Source organism: Salinicoccus hispanicus (assembly GCF_009831115.1).
GTDB lineage: Bacteria > Bacillota > Bacilli > Staphylococcales > Salinicoccaceae > Salinicoccus > Salinicoccus hispanicus.
Genome location: NZ_WUUK01000005.1, coordinates 250,486 through 269,241 on the forward strand (window position 1 = coordinate 250,486; position 18,756 = coordinate 269,241).

The following is an 18,756-nucleotide window of genomic DNA, read 5'->3' on the forward strand; positions in this document are numbered from 1 at the left end:
TTTAATTTTTTGCCGTTACTTCCTCAATTTCTCCATTTCTCTCTTTCAAGTCAGCTACGATTTGAGGATGCATTTTATCCAGTTTATAGAATTGAAGTAGGATCAGTACCAGGGTGAAACTGATTACAGGAAACCAGATATAGCTGAACTCGATGGCGCTCAAAGCAGAAGCAGACTGCGAATCAGCATTAGGCACATAATTACCGAATGCAAGCATCCATGCACCTGCTGCTCCGCCAATACCCATACCGAACTTTGCTGCGAAAGTAGAACCAGAGTATAGAAGACCATTTGCTCTTACTCCAGATTTCCATTCGCCGTAATCGATAGTATCAGCAATGAGGGAGAACAATAGACTTGGAATTAGACCGAGTCCAATACTTCCGATACCCACACCCAAATAAAGCAGCGGGATAGATGAAAGCAAGGTAGCGCCATAGATGATGAGGGATCCGATGATACCTATGATGATACCCAACTGCATTGTTCCTTTTCCACCAAATCGTTTTGTAAAGAAGGGAATGAGTAGAAGTGCAACAATCGTTAAATAGTTCAGACCCATTACAATTGGTACAATATCTTGCCTTCCAAAATTGTATTGGACGAAATAAACAGTGGATTGATTTCTTATAATGAAGATGAAAAAGAATGCCATCTTCGAAATGAAAATGATCAACCAAGGTAGATTGAAAGCTCTCATACCTTCTTTAAGAGGGACAACTTCTTGAGTTTTATAATATTGTCTCTCAGTCGTATTTTTGAAAGCATTGATGAACATTGGTATCGCAATGATTCCAAAGAGAGTCATCGTAAGTGCAAATCCTCTTGCTTCGTTGCCATCTCCAAAGAAAGAGACTAACGGCAATGTGAAAACAGAGACTATAAACCCACCGATTTGCCCAAAAATCAATCGAATGGAAGTAACTTCGTGTCTTTCCTGAGGGTTATTAGACATACTTGGCAACATCGCAGATAGAGGAATATTGATAAATGTATATGCAAGCCCCAGAAGTATGTATGTTGAATACGCGTACCATATTTTACCTTCTGTACTTAAATCCGGTGTGAGGAACGCGATGACACCCAGAATGGCGAAAGGCAGACACATCCATAGAAAGTAAGGTCTGAATTTTCCCCATTTCGTACTTGTTCGATCGATGACATACCCTGCAAAAAGATCGGTACCAGCATCAAGAAACCTTACAATGAGAAACAGTGTCCCCACGACACCGGCACCGATTCCGAAGACATCAGTATAAAAGTAAAGTAAATAAGTGGATACCATAACAAAAATTAAGTTGGAAGCAGTATCCGCCAACCCATAACTGATCCGTTCCTTCCAAGGAACCTGATCTACCTTAAACATAGAATTCCACCTGACATTCATATTTGTAAAGCGTTTTCGTAAGCGCTTTCTAAAATATAAAGGGTTTTAACTATTTTATGTGTCTATATATCAATATTTTTAGTAATATATTAATATTAAATAATGAAAATATTAAAAATTTTGTGAGCAGCATCTCAACTGATAAACTATAAATATAGGAGGGATTAAAATAGAACAGAATGCAGATAAACTTGAATACATTAGCAGAGTGTTCTTTGAGATCCATCGGATTCCAGTCTTCTTCATGAACTTTGATCAAGAGATAATTGTTGAATTCTCTTTCAACTATGATAAAAATCCTTTCTACCCTTCTAAATCCGAGATGTTGAAGAAGATCTATGAACAAACCAAAATCGACGGCCCCTCCATCCAGAGTACTGTTTATATGGAGAAGTTTATAACCCTCCCTTACATTAGTAACGGTACAGTAGAAGGGATATTCATTATTGGGCCTTACCTGGACATTGATACAAAAAAAGAAAGTATTATGAGAAAGATCTCAAGTAACAGACAAAATAGTGAAATCGAAAACTATCTAAAATCTCTTGTAAGATTGGATGGGACTAAAGATTTCTATATTCTTATGCAACTGTACTACATGATTCATAATGAACAGATTGAATTGCATGATATCATCCACAACAAGAATCATATCAAAATAGAAGAACTGCAAGCGCCTGATCTGGCGATTTCCAAAGGTAGAAGAGAATTTTCCCTCCATCATACTCAGCTTTATGAGAGAAAGTTTCTTCAGGCTGTACAAAAAGGTGATGCTCAGACTGCAATAAAGGAATTTCGGTCAACTCCCGAGTCAGGTAAGATAGGGGTCTTATCAAAGGGTAATCTGCTACGTGGTAGAAAGAATTTGGGAATTGTCATCATCGCTCTGATGACACGAGAAGTAATGAAAAACGGCGTGCATAATGAAGTTGCTTATACGTTGAGCGATCTACATATACAGAATTTGGAGGAGTTGGATTCACAAGAGAAGGTCGATCATGCGTTGGAGACAGCCATCATCGATTTCACATCTCAAGTCGCAAAGAAAACAAGAATTCAATATTCGACCATTATCAATCAATGTGTGAGCTATGTCTTTAAAAATCTATATGATGATCTTACACTTGGCAAACTGGCAGAAATAGTGAATGTACACCCAAATTATTTATCTGCATTATTCAAAAAAGAAACCGGTATCAACTTGAAAGACTATATTCAGGAAGCAAAAGTAGAAGAATCAAAACTGCTGATTACTTCCTCAGATTACTCTCTATTGGAGATTTCAACGTTGCTCAACTTCCACGATCAAAGCTACTTTACAAGGGTATTCAAGAAACATACCGGATTGACTCCCAAGAAGTTTCGCAATGCCTACTCTATTCTATAATTTGAGCGACAGTGGTCTATACAGTAATAAAATATGTAAATATCCCTGAAGAAAGTAGGAGGTAACCTAATTTCTTCAGGGATAAGTTTTTTATTATATTACGCTTTTTACTAATTCAAAATGGAAATCTCACTAGTCGTTTGCTGACACCACACAACGAAAACCAATGTTGCCAGCAGAACTGTCCATAGTATTGGAACTTCTCGCTGCCACTCTGTATCGATTGCAGTATGAATGATGGCAGAGGTAGGAGCCCCCACGCATTACTTTTGCTTTTCCCTCCGTCGGACCGGTCGGGTTGACGGCAGAACGTTGATGGTTGTTTTTAGCAAACCAATCCGAGCACCATTCCCATACGTTTCCCGCTACATTATGTAGACCGTAGCCATTTGGTGGAAATGACTGGGCCGGTGCAGTACTCATAAAGCCATCTTCCAACGTATTCTCTTTTGGAAAAGCTCCTTGCCATATATTACAGTAGTGTACTCCGTCTGGAGTAAGTTCATCTCCCCAAGGAAACTTCTTTTGTTCCAAACCACCTCGGGCGGCCATCTCCCACTCTGCTTCAGTCGGCAACCTTTTTCCAGCCCATTTGCAGAATGCTGCAGCATCATTCCAAGAGACATGAATAACCGGATGGTCCATTCGATCTTCGATAGAAGAGCCTTGCCCTTCCGGTTGGTACCAATACACCTCTTCTGCAGCATACCACCAGGGAATACCTGGCAGCTGCTGCACTGTCGGTTCATAGTTTTCAGGAAGCAGTTTATAGAATATGAAAGACCACCCGAAAGATTCAGCTTCTGTTCTGTATCCTGTTTCCTCGACAAATTGCGTGAACTCCCGATTTGTCACTGTATGGGCATCCATGTAGAAGGATGATACTTCCACACTTCTTATGGGCCCTTCGCCATCAGACTTGAATCCTTCTCCATCCTCTGTACCCATAAGAAAACTTCCTCCAGGGATACGCACCATCTTGGATTCAAAACGGATATCGCTCCTTTGGGATATATCCTGTTTCTCCTGCTCTGCTTTTTTTATAGTACTATTTTGCATCATCTCTCGGCTACCTGAACAACAAGACTGATTCTTCATAGAGCATAGCTTCCTTTCCAAACTAATTATATCCGCAGATATGAATATGTAATTATTTTAGATTCTAACATGAAAAAGAAAAATATGGTGTGATATCTAAGGTATTTATGGATACTCAGATAGTGTCCATATGAACAGCATAGAAGTTCATAATTAAAAAGCCCCTCATCAGTTCAATGAACTGATGAGAGACTAATGAAATCTATTTCCTACATCAGTCCCGGATAACATTTCGACTTTTTCTTTCAAAGTCATTTGACTCAATATGTCTTTGATTTTTTACGGACATCAAAATTCCTCCTATGTTCTGCTTCAAATGATGCTTCTACCTTAGCATAGATGATACTGCTTCTTCATATGAAACACTTTGGAACGAGATGTCTCTATGACACTGGAGGTATATAGGGATTTTCCATCAAATTTTTTATAACTGCTCGAGTATTGAGAAAGAATTTTATCAAATATAGCATGTGAACCCTGCTATGGTTTACCCCTAACTTCCTTTGCTTTTAAAAAACTTTGATGCGACCCAGATTGGCGAAATCAGATATGCTCCAATTAAGGAATTACTGGCAACAAAAACATTTTTGTCTTTCGTTGCTTCCCCTGCTTCCAGACTGACTAGAGGTAAAGTGAAGATTGAAATGAAAAAGTAGATGGTAAGTAGAATATAGGGGAAACCCAAGTAACTGCCGTTATAAAATATGTTGTCAATGATAACTATATAGAAAGCAAAAAAGAAAATACCAATGATCAAACTGAGTATTTTCATGATTCGATCCTCCATTTTTACATCTCCTCTATTTCTGACCTTATCTAAATTCAAATAGACAATCCTATAAATGTAAATTGAATAAGCATTCTAGAACACCAAAAAAGTAAGACAGATTCCACGAGTTTCAGCAGCATCATAAAAAGCTGTACACAAAAAATATGACAGGGTCTCCTAAGAGCCCTGTCATATCCGTACTTATTAAAATAATTACATCATGCCTGGCATGCCGCCGCCCATGCCGGCACCCATGTCTCCGCCGCCATTCTCACCTGGAATGTCAGCAACGACTGCTTCTGTAGTGAGGAACATGGCTGCAACGGATCCTGCATTCTGCAGTGCGGAACGTGTGACTTTTGTAGGGTCCACGATACCTTCGTCGATCATGTTCACCCATTCGTCAGTTGCTGCGTTGAAACCGATGCCTGGTTCTTGTGTCTTGAGGCGTTCTACGATGACTGAACCCTCAAGGCCGGCGTTTTCAACGATCTGACGGAGTGGTGCTTCGAGTGCTTTCAGTACGATGTTGACACCTGTCTTCACATCGCCTGTCGCTTCGATTTCCGCCACTTTGTTGTAGATGTTGACGAGTGCAGTTCCCCCACCGGCTACGATGCCTTCTTCGACAGCGGCACGTGTGGAGTTCAAAGCATCTTCAATACGGAGCTTGCGCTCTTTCATTTCCGTCTCGGTTGCAGCACCGACTTTGATGACTGCGACGCCACCGGAAAGTTTCGCAAGGCGTTCCTGGAGTTTTTCCTTATCGAAGGTTGATGCTGTTTCTTCGATCTGGGATTTGATCTGACCGATACGTGCTTCGATGTTCGTCTTATCTCCGGCACCTTCAACCACTGTTGTATGGTCTTTTGTCACATTGACTTTGGATGCTGTACCGAGCATGTCGACTGTCGCTTCTTTCAGGTCGAGTCCGAGATCTTCTGTGATGACCTGGCCGCCAGTGAGTACAGCGATATCTTCGAGCATCGCCTTACGACGATCACCGAATCCTGGTGCTTTGACTGCGATTGCAGTGAACGTACCGCGCAGTTTGTTCAGTACGAGGTTCGCCATTGCGTCGCCTTCGACGTCATCAGCAATGATGAGTACCGGACGGGACTGCTGAACGATCTGCTCGAGCAGTGGCAGGATATCCTGGAAGTTTGAAATCTTCTTGTCTGTAATAAGAATATAAGGGTTGTCCAGGTCTGCAACCATCTTCTCGGAATCCGTCACCATGTAAGGGGACGTGTAGCCGCGGTCGAACTGCATGCCTTCAACGACTTCAAGTTCAGTTTTGAATCCGCGGGATTCTTCGATTGTGATGACGCCGTCATTACCGACCTTCTCCATTGCTTCGGAAATGTAATCGCCAACTTCCGGATCTGCAGCTGAGATTGCACCAACCTGTGCAATGGATTCCTTATCCTGCACTGGACGGGAAATGTTCTCCAGCTCTTTCACTGCAACTTCCACAGCTTGGGAGATACCGGATCTGATACCCACGGGATTGGCACCGCTTGTTACGTTCTTGAGGCCTTCCTGGATCATTGCCTGGGCGAGTACTGTCGCTGTTGTTGTACCGTCACCGGCAATTTCATTTGTCTGGTTTGCCACTTCGGCAACCAGCTTGGCACCCATGTTTTCATATGGATCTTCGAGTTCGATCTCTTTTGCGATTGTCACACCATCATTGGTGATCAGTGGTGAAGTGAAGGATTTATCCAGAACGACGTTACGTCCTTTCGGTCCAAGTGTCACTTTCACGGCATTTGCCAATTTATCTACACCAGCGAGCATGGACTGGCGTGCATCTTCAGAAAACTTCAGTTCTTTAGCCATTTACAATCATTCCTCCTATACAAATCTAAATCTAATGGATTGCGCTTATTTTATTGGATGCGATTATTCGATTACAGCCAGAATGTCGGAATCTGCGAGAATCAAATAGTCCTGATCATCATGTCTGATTTCAGTACCAGCAAATTTGGAATAGACGACACGATCGCCCTCTTTGACTTCAACTTCAGCGCGTTTGCCATTTTCCAATACTTTTCCTGAGCCAACTGCCACCACAGTTCCTTCTTGTGGTTTTTCCTTTGCGGATTCAGTCAGGATGATACCGCTCTTTGTCTTTTCTTCCTTTTGAGTCAGATCAATGACGACTCTGTTGCCTAATGGTTTCAACACGTGAAAACCCTCCTTTAATAGTACAAATATCATTAGATTTAGCACTCATACATTCGAAGTGCTAACAATTAAATAATAATCAAAGTTGGTCAATATTGCAAGTGATATCTATTTGCTTTAATCACATTAATTTTTAGGGTAGAATAGCTGTATTGGAAAATGGGGGGTTTATTTTGAGAAAGTTATACAGCGCTTTAATCATCGTCGTATTCATTGCAGTCCAGCTTGCTGTACTGCCGGTTTCTATTGTCCTTGCCTTCACCAACCCTTCGATTACCGAGGCGGAACTGCTGGATCAGGTCATGCCATATCAGGCAGCTGCTTTTGCGATCGGTGTCATCGTCGTCATCATAATCGGGCGGCTGCATAAGAATAAAAACCGCATCGAACGCGGACCGCAGTCGGATATACCTGTAACAATCGCCTGGGTGGTCGGTGGTGTTGTTCTTGCCTACGGTTCACAGATTGTTGCCGGACTTGTCAATGTGCATGTTCTCGGCAATCCGATAGAGAGTGAAAACACGAACAGCATCATAGAAATGATAGAATCTGCACCATTCATGATTCTCGTTGTGGCGCTCCTCGGTCCGATACTTGAGGAATACGTATTCCGCCGGGCCATCTTTGCTGAGATATATGAAATGATTCCAGGTGCCAGAATCATCGGCTTTCTCGTCGCCGGGCTGATCAGTGGACTCATCTTTGCGCTTGCCCACTGGGATCTTACGCACATTCTCATCTACGTTACCATGGCCTATACATTCAGCTTCCTGTATGTCATGAGCGGCAGGCTGCTTGTCCCGATACTCGTCCATATGCTGATGAACGGACTCGTTGTCCTGCTCCAGGTGATGTTCAAGGACTATATCGAACAGCTTGAGCAGATACGGGATACGGCAGGTACAATACTGCGTCTGATGTTCTAGCCCTATAGATTGAAAAATGCATCCGGAGATATCTCCGGATGCATTTTTATTATTCTATGACGACATATGAAGATGGTACTGTCGTTTGCACGACCTGCTGCTTCTTATTGTATTTTGATTTGACGACTGTATCGGCCGCGATATCATATACATCAAAGTGCCTGCCAGGTGATTCGATCATGATACTCATTGCCGAGTCGAGCTGCGTGATCGTTTCTGTCTCGTCACCAGCAACCCCTCTGAGTATGAATTCATATATGTCACCTACATGATTCGCTTCTGTGCCTGGCGCGCGCAGTACATCGACTTCCACTGCATCATATGCTGCAAACTGCTGGAAGTTCTGAACGGTCAGCTGGACTGCTGTGCTGCCGACGTTCAATACAACCGTCTTATTCTTGCGCATTCCCGCAAACTGCGAAATCAACTCATCTGAAATTCTGATTGAAGCAGATCCGTCCTGGATACTTGCGTCAGGTATGGTCACCTGAATATCTTTGATATTGTTTCTTGTAATGCCATCACCGATATCCGCTTCTGTCAGCTCGTAAGCATTGTCTTCCGGTGTTTCTTCAGGTAATTCCTCATCAGGCAGTTCCGCTTCGCCTTCTGTGATTGTATTTTCGTCGAAATTGACCGTGTAGACGTATGTGCCACTGTTGCCCGCTATATCAATAAATTCGAGTGTCAGATTATGCACGCCTGTGTGGCCTGAGAAATCAAGTGACAGTGTACCGTCAGCATCAATCGTAACAGCACCTTCCTCTGTACCCGCATTGTCAGTCAGCTCATAGTTTGAACTGATGAAGGTATTTGGATCATAGGACATGCCGTACATCTCCTCAAGTACCGGAAGTACTTCGATGTAGAGGTCTTCAATATCAGCTGAGATGACACCACCCGAAATTGCCGGGTCCACAACTTGTGCTGCACTGCGTTTGACGAACAATGGTCCATCATATTGGAGTTCGGTGCCGCCTTCATGGAGAGAAATGGCATCTATCGTATATACACCATCCGGCACGTCTGAATAAACGTATTCTCCATTTTCGATATTATACATTGTCCCGTCTACAGGCACTGTAATAGAAGATCCTATGCCTTCAATAAAGGCGAAATCGCCAATATAGCCATCTGCATTCGGTCCTGCTGTCGGATTGAGCAGATCGTACCAGCTGAATGCTGTCAGCTGCTGTGGATTATGAAAAGCCGCATATACGGACGTTTCGTCCTGTACGCCGTCGCCGTTAGGTGACATATGGTAGTCGTTAAGATAGAGTTCTGCAAATCCCTGCTGCATCGGTGGTGCAAAACCGACCGCAAATGGCACGGAATACGTACCGGATCCACTTGTAACATTGATATAACCGAGGAACTCATTGCCCGGTTCTTCAACACCCGCCGGTACATCCAGGTTGAACTGGACCGTCTGGCTGCCGTTCACTGTCACCGACTGTGTACTTGGTGTCAGTGTTGCGCCGGCCATTGACCCTGTCGGTGCTTTGACTGTTACGACATCAAAGCTGTAGGTCTCCCCGGAGCTGCTTTCGATGATGAGGTCCTTCGTCACTGTCTGTGCCGATTCACCCGGGCTGACGAATCCGAAGGACATCGTACCACGTGTATGACTGTGCGTTTCACCATCCATTGTGGATTCATGCGGCACTTTAATCAGTGTATTCGTTGTTGCTGCAGCGTACGGCTGGACGAGTCCTGCGCCCTGATCGAATACATCATAGAGCGTCGTATCGAGTACTTTGGCCGTGTTGCTCATCGCTGACTTCACGTCGAACGGTGTCCATTCCGGATGCAGTTCGATAAGCAGTGCGCCGATTCCCGCTGCATGCGGTGTCGCCATGGAAGTGCCTGTGTATTGTGAGTATGCTTTGGAATAATCTCCGGAAGCAGCAAATTCAGGAATTGTGGAAAGTATGTTTGTTCCTGGTGCTGAAACGTCCGGTTTAATATCGAAGTTCGGCGTAGACGGACCTCTTGAAGAGGAATCATTCACTGCGTCACCCGCTGTCATTGCATCTTCAAAGCTGTTGAAAGTGATGCTGCCGGTACCCGCTTCGTCTACTGCAGATGCAAATTCTGCACCGAGTGTATGCGAGATATCAAGTGTTGGTACGTAGTCGAATGCTGTACCGAGGAAGACGTCCACCGGTCCAGGCGCGTTCGATCCGTCTGCGGAATTGTAGATGATGACGCCTTGAGCACCATTATCACGTGCATTCGCAATCTTATCGACAAATGCGATTTCACCACGCTGTATGAGTGCGACTTTATTCTCAGCATCAACACCTTCAAAGTCGGTACCATTTCCGACACCGGGTACACTGACGACTTCCATCGTCTCTTCAAGGTTTTCTTCCGGATGTGAACCGATCATGAAAGCCATGAAGTTCGCATCAAATGTCTCTGAAAAACTACCTGCTTCAAGTGTGACATTGGAGGCCACTCTCTGCTCAGGCAATGTCGTATTGCCGACACTGATGGCCATCGTACTCGTTGCCGGTCCACCGACTGTAGAGCGTTCTGGACCAGAGTTGCCGGTTGCTGCAAAAGCAGTCGTACCGAGCAGCATGGCGTTGTTCAGTGCAAAGGAGTTTGCCTGGCTCTCATCACTCAGCGTATTGCCGAGAGAAAGATTGATGACATCCATGCCATCCTCTACTGCGCCTTCAACGCCGCCTACAATCCAGGATGTATAACCACTGCCGTATGCACCGAGTACACGATAGGCATACAGATCGACATTCGGTGCTACACCGATCATACCGTAGTCATTATTGCCCTGTGCTGCAATTGTTCCGGCCACATGTGTACCGTGTGTCGTCCAATAGGAGTTGCCACGATCATCATATTCCGGCAGACCATCCGGACGTTCTTCAGGTTTTGTTTCGTAAGGATCATCCGACGGTCTTTCCACCAGATAGTTCGTACCGTTCACATAGTTTCTGCCACCCTTGTATACATCAGCGAGATCGGGGTGGTTGTAGTCTATACCTGTATCGATGACGCCTACTTTTACGCCTTGGCCGCGATTGCCAAGTTCCCATACTTTCGGGATATCAAGGTGCGTAATGCCTGTGATGTAGTTCGGTGCCATATCTTCATCCGATACATCAGACACACCTTCGATGTCTTCATTGTGTATCGTGCCGACTTCAGGATCGAGCTGGACAAAATAGTCCTCCTCGACCAGTGCCACTTCTTCAACTTCCAGCAGTTTTCCAAGATCTTCTGCTGCAACAGTCATGGATTCGGCATTCAGCACAGTAGAGTATGTATTGCCTTTGGAAAAATTGATATTCTTATTCCGCATACTGTGTTCAGCCTGACGCTGCTGTTTCTCTATTTTCTGTCTGACCTTGTCTGCATCAAGTCCAGACCATTTTTTCCCTTGTGATTGTACAATCCCTTTTTGGAGTCCAACAGAAGGTTCCCTGTAATGTACAATGACATTCACATTACCTTCCTTGTTCTCAAGACTCTCACCAAGCTGGGCCTCACCCGTAAGAACATCCAGCTGGCTCTGCACGTTCTGATACTGTTCAAAGTGCGTTTCGTCCAATGTTGGCGAACGTTCCGGTTTGCCCAGTTCGTTTGCCATTACTTCGGTGCCGAATGCACTGAATACCAGAAGAAGTGCTGTGAATAGAAGAAAAATCCGTTTAAACGACTGCATCTATCATTCCCCCTATATATTATGAACTGTTCAAATTTTCAAAAATTAAACAGTTCTTCTATAGGATATACATTTTCCAATGATGGTGCAATAAGTATTTCCTTGAAAATCATATGAGGATGGCCGTGGATTCCATCAATACTAAGAATGAAATGATCTTTGGAATCCCGTAATCATGAATTCCACACTAAAAAGATCCCGAATTCGGATTGATTTCCAACTTCCGGGATTATCGTATATAGATTATTTGCCTATTTACCGAGACGCGCTTCACACGCCTCTATCACTTTTCTGAGTGCCGTAATCCTGGCATATTTCTTATTGTTTCCGGCGATGACATGCCAGGGTGCGTGTTCAGTATTCGTTTCGCGCACCATGTCTTCCCCCGCCTGCACGTAGAGATCCCATTTCTCCCTGTTCCTCCAGTCTTCATCCGTCAGTTTCCACTGCTTGTCCGCGTCATCCTGACGATCATTGAAGCGTTCCAGCTGTTCATCCTTATCGAGTGACAGGAAGAACTTCACGATGATTGCACCGGAATTATACAATGATTTCTCAAAGTTGTTGATCTCCTCATAGGCCTGTTTCCATTCCGTGTTCGTTGCGAACCCTTCGATACGTTCCACAAGCACTCTGCCATACCAGCTGCGGTCAAAGAAACCGATGTGTCCGCTTCTTGGCGTATCGATGGCAAACCGCCATAAGTAGTGGCGCGCCAGTTCAATGTCGCTCGGTGCCCCGGTCGCATTGACCGTATACCCGGTCGGATCCAGACTCTCCCGGATACGCTTGATATTGCCACCTTTGCCGGCTGCATCCATGCCTTCGTACACAATGACGAGCGGCATCTTCTTCTCATAGAGCTGGAACTGGATTTCGCGCATCCTCGACTGCAGTTCAGGCAGTATCTCCTTGTATTCCTTTTTCTTGATCTTTTCCTTCTTGAAGTCGAAGTTGAAGAATTCAGGTTCATAGTTCTTGGTAAATTCTCCATCCACTTCCGGTGTTTTCGCGTTCTCTTCCTTTTTAACCCGCTTCTCCAGACGTTCTATGATGGTGCTGTAGAGCGTGTTGATTGCACCACCCTTGTCCTCGAAATCGATCACCGTCCACGGACAGCCGGTCGGTTCATTGAGGAACTGCTTCATTTCATTTTCATAGTCGATCTTATCCAGCCGTTCTGCAAACTCCTCCGCCTTCCACTTCAGCACAGGGTTCGCCCTCAGTTTTTCAATATGCCGGTCTCTCACTTCATCCGTCGTATGCACGTAGAACTTGATGATTTCATAGCCATTATTCATCAGCGTCTGTTCAAAGTGGTCGATATCCTTTTTGATCTCCCCGTAGTCCACTCTGACGTTTTCCTGCACATTGTTCGTCTTGTATTCGATGTACTGGGCATACCAGCTTCTGAAATGGATATTGATATCCCCGTTCTTCGGCAGGTGGTTCCAGTAGCGCTGCAGGAACGGGTACCTGAGATCTATATCCCTTGGCGGACGGGTGGCCATGAAATCCGTATATTTGGCATCGAGCGCCATATACAGTGCGTTCGACAGACGGGATTTCCCGGATGCTGGTGGGCCTTCAATCACAATCATGAGTGGAATCCCCAACTCATTCGTCTTTCTCGTCATTTCTCCTATTCTGTTCTCAAGCATCTCATCTGTTTCTACCATGTCATCTCTCCCTTTGTTTATCATCTCTCCTATCTCTACCCACAAGTCAAATAATCTGAACATATTGTAAACTTGAGGTGCATCTCAAATGAATATGATAATATGGTAGTGTATATAACTTTTAGGGGGATGAACATGGTACGCACTTTTAAAGACTATGAATACGAAAGACCGGATCTTGAAAAAATATCTTCTGAAGTGGATGCATTGCTCGAAGAGTTCAAGACAAAGAATTCTGCAGAGGAACAAGGTGAGGTCATCGACAGGCTGAATGTACATTTCAACCACCTGTCGACAATGAGCACACTGACCTACATACGTGCTTCCATTGATACAAAAGATGAGTTCTATGATCAGGAGAGAACGTTCTTCGATGAATACGGACCAATGATCCAGGAGATCGACCATAAATACTACCAGGCAATCTCTAGTAGCCAACATAGGGATGCACTCGAGGAAAGATACGGAAAGCAGCTGTTTGCCCTGGCGCAGAATGCAATCAAAGGGTTCGACCCGAAAGTGAAGGAACTGCTTCAGAAAGAGAACAAGCTCGATTCCGAGTACTCGAAACTCATGGCTTCTGCGGAAATCGAGTTCGATGGCAAGGTGCTCAACCTGTCCGAATTCGGCCCTTACGCCCAGCACAAGGACCGTGATATGAGACGCGGCGCCACCGAAGCTGTACAAGGCTTCATGGGAACGCAGCTGGAAAAGATCGATCAGATCTATGATGACCTCGTCAAGACACGCCATCAGATTGCACAGGAACTGGGATATAAGGATTTCGTCGAACTCGGCTATATCCGTATGAACCGGATCGACTATGACCGCGATATGGTGGAGAACTTCAGACGCCAGGTGGCGGATCACGTGGTTCCGCTCGTTACGGAACTGAAGGAAAGACAGCGCAAGAGAATCGGCCTTTCTGAACTGAAATCATATGATGAATCCTTCGATTTCGTCACCGGTAATGCGACACCAAAAGGCGATACTGAAGAGATTCTTGAGAATGGTGCAAAGATGTACAAAGAACTGTCTCCGGAAACAGACGAATTCTATACATTCATGAGAGAGCGCGAACTGTTTGATGTAGAAGCCAAGAAAGGCAAGGAAGGCGGCGGGTACTGCACGTTCATACCGAACCATGCATCTCCGTTCATCTTCTCGAATTTCAATGGTACACTGGACGATGTGACTGTGCTGACACATGAAGCCGGGCATGCATTCCAGAGCTATATGTCGAGAGGATTCGAAGTACCGGAATATCAATTCCCGACACTGGAAGCTGCTGAAATCCATTCCATGAGCATGGAATACTTCACCTACCCTTGGATGAACCTGTTCTTCAAGGAAGATACGGATAAATTCAAGTTCACGCATATGGCGGACAATATCTCCTTCCTGCCTTATGGAGTGGCCATCGACGAGTTCCAGCATATTGTCTATGAGAACCCCGAACTCACACCTCTCGAGCGCCGTCAGGAATGGAAGAAGCTTGAAGATAAATATCTGCCGCACCGTGACTACGATGGCATAGAGCCGCTCTCAAGCGGAGCGTTCTGGCACAGGCAGGGGCATGTATTCGGTGTACCATTCTACTACATCGACTACACGCTGGCGCAAGTGTGTGCACTCCAGTTCTGGAAGCGTGCAAATGAAGACTTCGACGCAGCATGGGCGGACTATGTCAATCTGTGCAAACTGGGTGGCTCACTGCCATTCAATGCATTGGCACAGTCGGCCAATCTGACCTCTCCGTTTGAGGATGGATGCCTTGAATCCGTAGTGGAGGAAGTTAAGCATTATCTGAATTCTATCGACGATAAAGTACTATAAAAAAGTATCCTATTCATGAACTGAGCCCCATCTAATAGACAGTTCATAAAAAAGGTACCCTGCAGCCAGGCTGCCATAAGATGACTTCGGTATTTTGCCGGAGTCATCTTTTTGTTGGCACTGCTTTCGTATTCTGTTGTAATGCGCCATGTAATCATCCACCACCCCTTTCAAGACGCCTAGGCTGGCCGCCTGTTTAAAACCAGTGTCATCCTTGAAAGCAGAGAAGTTTATTCTTTTAAATTTGCATAAACTATTAAGATTAGTTAATATAATAGTAAGATTAGTTTTAAAGAGAGGTAGGCTCAAGATAATGTTGATTTCCAACGCCAAAAACTTGCATCAACTATCATTTATGCCAAGGCTGTTCCCTGTGAATTGTTATTTAGTGGAGGAAGATGACAGCTTAACGCTGATAGATTCTGCAATGCCGTTTTGCCACAATAAAATTCTTCTGACTGCCAGTAAAATCGGCAAGCCCATCACCAGATTGATACTGACACACGCTCATAGTGATCATGTGGGTTCATTGGATGCAATGAAAGCTGCTCTTCCTGAATTGAGTGTTTATATTTCGGATAGAGACGCACAATTGTTGGCTGGTAATATGACTTTGCTTCCAGATGAACCGAACCAACCGATACGTGGAGGGGTGCCAAAAGGGATCCGAACAAGGCCGGATATCTTACTTATGGAAGGTGATCGGATCGGTTCTCTGGAAGTGGTTTGTTCACCAGGACATACACCTGGATCCATCAGTCTGTTTGATTTGCGCAATGGCAATCTGGTAGCAGGCGATGCGATGCAGACAAAAGGTGGAATCGCTGTTTCAGGTGTAATGAAGCCGCTATTTCCATTTCCAGCACTAGCAACATGGCACAAAGAGCTTGCTTTGGAAAGTGCCCAGAAGCTATGTGCGTTAAATCCCGCTTTACTAGCAGTCGGACATGGCAAAATGTTAGAGGATCCCAAAGCGCAAATGGACAAGGCAATTGAAGAAGCAAAACAACAGATAAAATGAAGAAATAGGAAGTGGCAAAATGGCAAGCAGGACAAAGCTGGATACGGATTTGATTTTAGAAAAAGCAACAGCACTCGTAGACGCGCATGGGTTGGATCAACTCTCACTCATTTCGCTGGCCCAGGAATTACACATTAAACCTCCATCCCTGTATAACCACGTTGATGGGTTACAGAGCTTAAAACAGAAATTGTCTCTATATGGCACAGAACAACTTTATGCTCATTTATTGCCTGCCGCAGTAGGGAAAACAGGTGACCAGGCAGTTCATGCACTTTCGCAAGCCTATATTGACTTTGTTAAGATTCATCCTGGACTTTACGATGCAGCCAACCGAATTTCGAAACCTTTAGATGAGAAGCTGGAACACGCCCAAACCGCTATCGTTAAGCTGGTTTTACAAGTCCTTCAAGAATATGAATTGCAGGAGGAAGCGGCAATTCATACTGTAAGAGGTTTGAGAAGCATATTACACGGCTTTGCTTCATTGGAAAGAACGGGAGGCTTTCAAATGTCCGTTGATCTCGATGAAAGTTTTTCAGTTACCATCTCAACCTATCTTGAAGGCATCCATTCAATGGTTGAAAAACAGAAGAATAAAGATTAGAAGAAAAAATGAATAAGGTATGATTTTAAGTGAAGAAGGTGGTTCGAATGATAAATCTGACACAAGTAAAAAAAGCAGATTTCATTAATCTGCCCTTTATTATCTCAGGAATAGCATTTGTACTTTATCCGATAATCCGGCCCTTTTCAGATGAAAAAACCATGGAGGGAGCGGTTGTTTTTGCCTCTGGCGAATGGATGATATCCCATATTTTAGGAATGGTTGCTTTCACTTTTCTGTCAGTCGGTTTTTTAGGGTTATCCGGAGCATTTGAGAATAAGTCTTCCGCTTCTTCTGTCTACACGGCCACGGGACTTTCGATTATCGGACTTGGTTTAACCATGCCTTATTATGGCGGAGAGACTTTCGGACTTCATGCAATCGGTCATGCTGCACTTGATCAGCAGAACGATAGCTTAGTCAGTTTGGAAGCAATTGTCCGTTCCGGCCCTGGCCTGATTCTGTTTATCATTGGACTCATCCTTCTCGTGATTTCAACAATTATCGTGGCAAATACTTTTTGGAAATCCGGGAAACACTCGAAATGGACCGGTGTTTTGCTTGCAATAGGGATGATATTGTATTTGCCGCAGTTCCTGGCTGATCAGCCACTACGTGTCATCCACGGGCTTCTGATGGCTGTCGGTTGTTTTTCGATAGCATGGGAAATAACCAGATCAAGAAAATGAAAAATAATAGATATCACAATTTTCATGTAAGCATCTGAAATGCTGAAGATTTGTTTGCTGTAGACGATGAATAGCCACTTTAGCAAACTGAAACGGCATAACAGAAATAACCCCAAATGGGTCACTTTTTTAAAGTGTCTACCATTTGGGGTTATTTCATAATTGGAATGTTTTTTACTTATTATGCTTTGGTTTTCTCATTATAAATAGCAGTATTATACCTGAAATGAAGAGTACTGTGCCGTAGATAAAAGTGTAGTTCGTCTCCCCTGTATCCGGAAGGATTTCTCGCGATGTTGAAGTAGAAACGGCTTCTTCATTCTTGATCTTTTCTTCAATTTCATAAATATCCGCTTCGTCCACTTCCGATTCTTCCATGATTCTCGCTGACAACAAGCGATTGACCCGTTTATCCAGAAGTCCAAGCTCTGCTTCCGATGCTCCAGGCTGAAGAGTTATGCCTTCCAGTATATTGCCATAATCGTATCGGAAATATCTTTTCTTTTCAGTAGCCTGCGCTTCGGAAGGTCCTGGGCCTGCGTAGTCATTCTCCACTTCCGGATACGGTGCGAAACCACTGCCATCCGTTTCAGAACCTGATGCTGGTACTTCTGATGAAGGTTCCACCGGTTCCACGACCGGTTCTTCTGCTACAGTTCCTTCATCCTCCTGTACAGGCACTTCGCTTGTCGGAGGCTGATTGGTCTCTTCAATTGTTTCTTCAACGGTCTCCTCAGAAGCCGGTGTCTCTTCCACCGGCTCTGATGTCGGAATTTCCCCAGTCTCCGGTTCAGTCGTCGGTGCTTCCTCCGTTACCGGTTCACCCGTCACTTCTTCGGTTGGTTCCGGTACTGTATTATAACCCTCATCCGTTTCAAGAGGAGGAGTTCCAGGCTGTTCTGAAGACAGTTCGGCAGATGTACCACTCTCCTGGCTTTCATCATTCTGTCCATGAGCTTCCATTGCCGCCTCACGGGCTTCGGTTTCATCTGAATCGTCCGGAGTGGCACTGACAAGCACGTCTTCCGGTGCTGCTTCGGTGGATGGCTCCTCTGATGATTCAGCAGTATTTTCGTCTGTAGACGGTGCTTCTACGCTTTCTGATGATGCTTCCTCAGTATTTTCCACCTGGACGTCTTCATTCATAACAGCTTCTTCCGTAGTCGCCTCTGCTTCAGCTTCTTCCGCTTGGATTACTGTGTCTATATAGGATATGAATAGGGTAGATGCAATCAGCAGGGATGCGATACTACTCTTCATTATTTTATTTTTCAATATGACTCCCCCATCAGACTATACCATTCTAGTCGCTTTCAATAATCATCATTATATTAGAATGAGCAGGGGGTATCCACCTAATATCCGAGTTGTTACATAACCTTAATACTGGTGCCTTATTACGATGGAATATTTCAGTAATGTTTCAATAAAGTAACTTTGTATCAGAAATGTTTATATGAACTAAAAAAACTCCTT

General features: G+C 44.4%; 14 protein-coding genes and 1 pseudogene. 6 read left to right on the plus strand and 9 right to left on the minus strand.

Features of this window, described 5'->3' with window-relative positions:
• Nucleotide 1: 1 nt before the first annotated feature.
• The gene (locus tag GQ671_RS12720; protein WP_160657919.1) at nt 2–1,366 is read right to left on the minus strand and encodes an MFS transporter; all 1,365 of its coding nucleotides are present in this window, start codon (nt 1,364–1,366) and stop codon (nt 2–4) included.
• Nucleotides 1,367–1,631: 265 nt separating this feature from the next.
• Here GQ671_RS12720 and GQ671_RS12725 point away from each other — a divergent pair, with 265 nt between their 5' ends.
• Nucleotides 1,632–2,774, plus strand: a complete 1,143-nt coding sequence (locus GQ671_RS12725; RefSeq protein WP_160657922.1) for a helix-turn-helix domain-containing protein — start codon at nt 1,632–1,634, stop codon at nt 2,772–2,774.
• Nucleotides 2,775–2,906: 132 nt separating this feature from the next.
• On the opposite strand, the gene GQ671_RS12730 is transcribed toward GQ671_RS12725, so the two are convergent.
• From GQ671_RS12730 to groES, 4 genes are all read right to left on the minus strand, one after another.
• The gene (locus GQ671_RS12730; protein ID WP_160657924.1) at nt 2,907–3,872 is read right to left on the minus strand and encodes a formylglycine-generating enzyme family protein; all 966 of its coding nucleotides are present in this window, start codon (nt 3,870–3,872) and stop codon (nt 2,907–2,909) included.
• A 493-nt stretch (nt 3,873–4,365) separates the two neighbouring features.
• Nucleotides 4,366–4,659 carry a hypothetical protein gene (locus GQ671_RS12735; protein ID WP_160657926.1) on the minus strand — a complete coding sequence of 98 codons (294 nt, stop codon included), beginning with the start codon at nt 4,657–4,659 and terminating at the stop codon, nt 4,366–4,368.
• Between the two features lie 195 nt (nt 4,660–4,854).
• Entirely contained in the window at nt 4,855–6,483 is a 1,629-nt protein-coding gene (gene groL / locus GQ671_RS12740) for a chaperonin GroEL (protein WP_160657929.1), read from the minus strand.
• Nucleotides 6,484–6,546: 63 nt separating this feature from the next.
• Complete coding sequence (gene groES / locus GQ671_RS12745) at nt 6,547–6,831, minus strand: co-chaperone GroES (protein WP_160657933.1); 285 nt, start codon at nt 6,829–6,831, stop codon at nt 6,547–6,549.
• 173 nt (nt 6,832–7,004) lie between these two features.
• Here groES and GQ671_RS12750 point away from each other — a divergent pair, with 173 nt between their 5' ends.
• The gene (locus GQ671_RS12750; RefSeq protein ID WP_160657936.1) at nt 7,005–7,757 is read left to right on the plus strand and encodes a CPBP family intramembrane glutamic endopeptidase; all 753 of its coding nucleotides are present in this window, start codon (nt 7,005–7,007) and stop codon (nt 7,755–7,757) included.
• A 49-nt stretch (nt 7,758–7,806) separates the two neighbouring features.
• Here GQ671_RS12750 and GQ671_RS12755 read toward each other — a convergent pair whose 3' ends face one another.
• Nucleotides 7,807–11,448 carry a S8 family serine peptidase gene (locus GQ671_RS12755; RefSeq protein ID WP_160657938.1) on the minus strand — a complete coding sequence of 1,214 codons (3,642 nt, stop codon included), beginning with the start codon at nt 11,446–11,448 and terminating at the stop codon, nt 7,807–7,809.
• 251 nt (nt 11,449–11,699) lie between these two features.
• Entirely contained in the window at nt 11,700–13,127 is a 1,428-nt protein-coding gene (locus GQ671_RS12760; protein ID WP_160657941.1) for a phosphate--AMP phosphotransferase, read from the minus strand.
• A gap of 135 nt (nt 13,128–13,262) precedes the next feature.
• On the opposite strand from GQ671_RS12760, the gene GQ671_RS12765 reads away from it, so the two are divergent.
• Nucleotides 13,263–14,963: a M3 family oligoendopeptidase gene (locus GQ671_RS12765; protein WP_160657943.1), complete on the plus strand. Its 1,701-nt coding sequence runs from the start codon at nt 13,263–13,265 to the stop codon at nt 14,961–14,963.
• A gap of 71 nt (nt 14,964–15,034) precedes the next feature.
• On the opposite strand, the pseudogene GQ671_RS13045 reads toward GQ671_RS12765, so the two are convergent.
• Nucleotides 15,035–15,191, minus strand: a pseudogene (locus GQ671_RS13045) (IS3 family transposase); the annotation flags it as partial.
• Nucleotides 15,192–15,276: 85 nt separating this feature from the next.
• Between GQ671_RS13045 and GQ671_RS12770 the strand changes: the two are divergent.
• From GQ671_RS12770 to GQ671_RS12780, 3 genes are read left to right on the plus strand one after another with little or no spacing between them, the layout of a single operon-like run.
• Nucleotides 15,277–15,984, plus strand: coding sequence for an MBL fold metallo-hydrolase (locus tag GQ671_RS12770; protein WP_160658036.1), 708 nt, complete (start codon nt 15,277–15,279; stop codon nt 15,982–15,984).
• A gap of 19 nt (nt 15,985–16,003) precedes the next feature.
• Entirely contained in the window at nt 16,004–16,591 is a 588-nt protein-coding gene (locus tag GQ671_RS12775) for a TetR/AcrR family transcriptional regulator (protein ID WP_160657946.1), read from the plus strand.
• 47 nt (nt 16,592–16,638) lie between these two features.
• On the plus strand, nt 16,639–17,280 hold the full coding sequence (locus tag GQ671_RS12780; RefSeq protein WP_160657948.1) for a hypothetical protein: 642 nt from the start codon (nt 16,639–16,641) through the stop codon (nt 17,278–17,280).
• Nucleotides 17,281–17,454: 174 nt separating this feature from the next.
• Here GQ671_RS12780 and GQ671_RS12785 read toward each other — a convergent pair whose 3' ends face one another.
• Nucleotides 17,455–18,540 carry an LPXTG cell wall anchor domain-containing protein gene (locus tag GQ671_RS12785; RefSeq protein WP_160657951.1) on the minus strand — a complete coding sequence of 362 codons (1,086 nt, stop codon included), beginning with the start codon at nt 18,538–18,540 and terminating at the stop codon, nt 17,455–17,457.
• Nucleotides 18,541–18,756: the final 216 nt, after the last annotated feature.

Coding starts and splice junctions, on each gene's coding strand:
- GQ671_RS12775 (WP_160657946.1), top strand. CDS start 16,004: ATGGCAAGCAGGACAAAGCTGGATACGGATTTGATTTTAGAAAAAGCA.
- GQ671_RS12720 (WP_160657919.1), bottom strand. CDS start 1,366: ATGTTTAAGGTAGATCAGGTTCCTTGGAAGGAACGGATCAGTTATGGG.
- groL (WP_160657929.1), bottom strand. CDS start 6,483: ATGGCTAAAGAACTGAAGTTTTCTGAAGATGCACGCCAGTCCATGCTC.
- GQ671_RS12755 (WP_160657938.1), bottom strand. CDS start 11,448: ATGCAGTCGTTTAAACGGATTTTTCTTCTATTCACAGCACTTCTTCTG.
- GQ671_RS12725 (WP_160657922.1), top strand. CDS start 1,632: ATGAACTTTGATCAAGAGATAATTGTTGAATTCTCTTTCAACTATGAT.
- GQ671_RS12780 (WP_160657948.1), top strand. CDS start 16,639: ATGATAAATCTGACACAAGTAAAAAAAGCAGATTTCATTAATCTGCCC.
- GQ671_RS12770 (WP_160658036.1), top strand. CDS start 15,277: ATGTTGATTTCCAACGCCAAAAACTTGCATCAACTATCATTTATGCCA.
- GQ671_RS12735 (WP_160657926.1), bottom strand. CDS start 4,659: ATGGAGGATCGAATCATGAAAATACTCAGTTTGATCATTGGTATTTTC.
- GQ671_RS12730 (WP_160657924.1), bottom strand. CDS start 3,872: ATGAAGAATCAGTCTTGTTGTTCAGGTAGCCGAGAGATGATGCAAAAT.
- GQ671_RS12765 (WP_160657943.1), top strand. CDS start 13,263: ATGGTACGCACTTTTAAAGACTATGAATACGAAAGACCGGATCTTGAA.
- GQ671_RS12760 (WP_160657941.1), bottom strand. CDS start 13,127: ATGGTAGAAACAGATGAGATGCTTGAGAACAGAATAGGAGAAATGACG.
- GQ671_RS12785 (WP_160657951.1), bottom strand. CDS start 18,540: ATGAAGAGTAGTATCGCATCCCTGCTGATTGCATCTACCCTATTCATA.